Here is a 990-nt window from a genome sequence, read left to right as displayed (position 1 = left end):
TTCGATCTCGCTCACAGGCACGGCTCGCGCGGGCTTGATCCGGACAGATCCGCACGAAACCGCACAATTGCGCAAGCGCGGCCAAGCTGGCCATCCACGGCGGCCCGTCAGGAACGCCCCGCCTCCGACGCCAGCTCCGTCTCGACGATCAGCCGGAGCGGTCCGGCCCGCAGCGCCTCCAGGGGCCAGCAGGTGACGAGGTCGAGATGCCGGCCGGCCGCCTGCGGGTCGATGCCCGAGGCGTCCCACCGCGCCACCCGCGTGCCGGTGACGCGGAAATGCCGGGTCCGGCCGTCGCGGCCCGTCACCGTGACGGGATCGCCGGGCCCGAGGCGCCCCAGCACCGCGAACTGCGTGTCGCGGTGGGCGGCGAAGATTGCGGTGCCGGGCGCGCCGGCCTCCGGCGTACCGTCCAGATGGCCCGGGCCGAAGGCCAGGGCCTGGCCGCTCCCGCCCCGCAGCACCACGAAGCTGCGGCCCGCGACGGTGAGGCGGGCGACCGGCTCGGTGTCGGCCCAGGGCCAGGGCTTGGCGGGGTGCCCCTCGGCCAGCGTGCGGGCGAAGGCGCGCTCCAGCAGAACCTGCGCCAGGGCGGCCTTGGCGGGGATCCAGGCGGCCTGCGCCGCCAGTCCGAGCCCCCCGAGGGTGAGGAGGGCCGCGAGGGCCCTCCCCAGTCCGGATACCGGAGAGCGGCTCATCGCGCGTCCCCGATCCGCCGGACACCGCGCCGCTGAAGGCCAGCGCCCAGCAGGAGGCCCAGGAGGGCGAGGAGCAGGCCCAGGCCGAGCTGCGCCAGGATCCCGGCCCCGGTCTGCGGGAGGTCGACGCCCGCCTCGCCGGCATGGATCGGCACGATCCGGGCGGCCTTGTCGTCGGCGGGCGCTTCGCCGCTCCGGTCCGTGCCGAACACCTTGGCGAAGTCCCAGCCCGCCGGCAGGTTCAGCGGCAGGTCGGCGGCGACGAGGGGCGTGCCCGGCGCCCGGCGGGCGG

Annotated in this window: 1 protein-coding gene and 1 pseudogene; both read right to left on the bottom strand. The window is 76.7% G+C overall.

From position 1 onward, the window contains the following. Positions 1-107: 107 nt before the first annotated feature. A complete protein-coding gene (locus tag I53_RS20105) occupies positions 108-698 on the bottom strand; it encodes a class GN sortase (protein WP_043353988.1) in 591 nt (196 codons plus the stop codon). After that, a pseudogene (locus tag I53_RS20100) lies at positions 695-990 on the bottom strand (marine proteobacterial sortase target protein); the annotation flags it as partial. The pseudogene I53_RS20100 and the gene I53_RS20105, both read right to left, overlap by 4 nt.

It is taken from the genome of Methylobacterium sp. B1 (genome assembly GCF_000333255.1).
GTDB classification, from domain to species: Bacteria; Pseudomonadota; Alphaproteobacteria; order Rhizobiales; family Beijerinckiaceae; genus Methylobacterium; species Methylobacterium fujisawaense.
This window is presented reverse-complemented; position numbering and strand designations above follow the sequence as displayed.